At 66.1% G+C, this 1,186-nt stretch carries 1 protein-coding gene; it reads right to left on the bottom strand.

Going from position 1 to position 1,186, the window contains the following annotated elements:
• On the bottom strand, positions 1–1,186 hold a 1,186-nt coding region (locus tag EOA36_RS29670), incomplete at both ends, for a SulP family inorganic anion transporter (RefSeq protein WP_245464507.1).

Below are 1,186 nucleotides of genomic sequence, written 5' to 3'. Positions count from 1 at the left end.
GCGTCTGGGTCGCGCTCCAGATTCCGTGCAGCAGCGACAGGCCGATGCCGACCGCCACGCCGGTCTCGATGGGCAGCACGACGATGGCCGCCATGGTGATCAGGATCAATGCGAATTCGACCGGCGCTTGCCGGTAGACACTGGCGAAAACCTTCCAGCGCAGAATGTGCTGGGCGACGAACATCAGGACCCCGGCGAGGGCGGCCTGCGGAACATCGGCGAGCAGGCCGCCGCCAAAGGCGCCCAGCGCCACAACGAGCGCCGCGGCAAGGAGGCTCGAGAGTTGCGAGCGGCCGCCCGACTGGGAGACGATTGCCGTGCGTGGTGGGCTGGCGTTGACGGCGAAGGCGCCGAACAGGCTCGACGCGATGCTGCCGGCGCCGACACCAACGAAATCGCGATTGACGTCGGGCGCGTCGCCCTGCGGAGCGAAGGAACGGGACGTGGCGGCCGTCTGCACCATGACGACGATGGCGATCAGCAATGCCAGCGGAACGAGCGCCTGCACGTCGTCGAGACCGGCCAGTGGCAACCCTGCCCGCGGCAGGCCATTCGGCAAGGCACCAAGCACCTCGACGCCATGATCCTTGAGGCCGAAAATGGCGACCGCTGTCGTGGCAAGCACCATGCCGATCAGCGCGCCGGGGATGCGGGCGCTGATAAGCTCGGAAAACAACACGATTGCGAATACCCCAAGGCCGAGCGTCAGGCTCCAGGGGTTGGTGAGATGGAGGCTGCTGGCGATTTCGCCGATGCGCTGCACGGTTTCGCCGCTTTCCGCCGGCAGACCGAGCAGTCCAGGCAATTGTGAAACGATGATATGGACGGCGATGCCTGCCAGAAAGCCAGTCGTGACCGGCACCGAGAGCAGGTCGGCAATCCAGCCGAGGCGAAAGACGCCGCTCAGCATCACGATCAGCCCGACCATCAGCGCCAGCGTGGCGGCCAGCGCCAGATAATGCGGTGAGCCTGATGATGCGAGCAGCGCCAGGCTGCCGGCAAACAAAGGCGTGATGGTCGAATCCGCGCCGGCCGAAAGGTGGCGATTGGCGCCGAACAGCGCAAACGCCACCGAACCGGCGACAAAGGCGAAAAATCCGACCTCGGGCGCAAAGCCGCCGAGCCTGGCTGTCGCCATCTGCTCGGGAATGGCGATCGCGGCCAGTGTGACGCCCGCGATCAGATC

This window comes from Mesorhizobium sp. M8A.F.Ca.ET.021.01.1.1, from assembly GCF_003998025.1.
Taxonomy (GTDB): Bacteria; Pseudomonadota; Alphaproteobacteria; order Rhizobiales; family Rhizobiaceae; genus Mesorhizobium.
The sequence above is the reverse complement of the archived record's forward strand: the minus strand, read 5'-3'. Positions and strand labels throughout refer to the sequence as shown.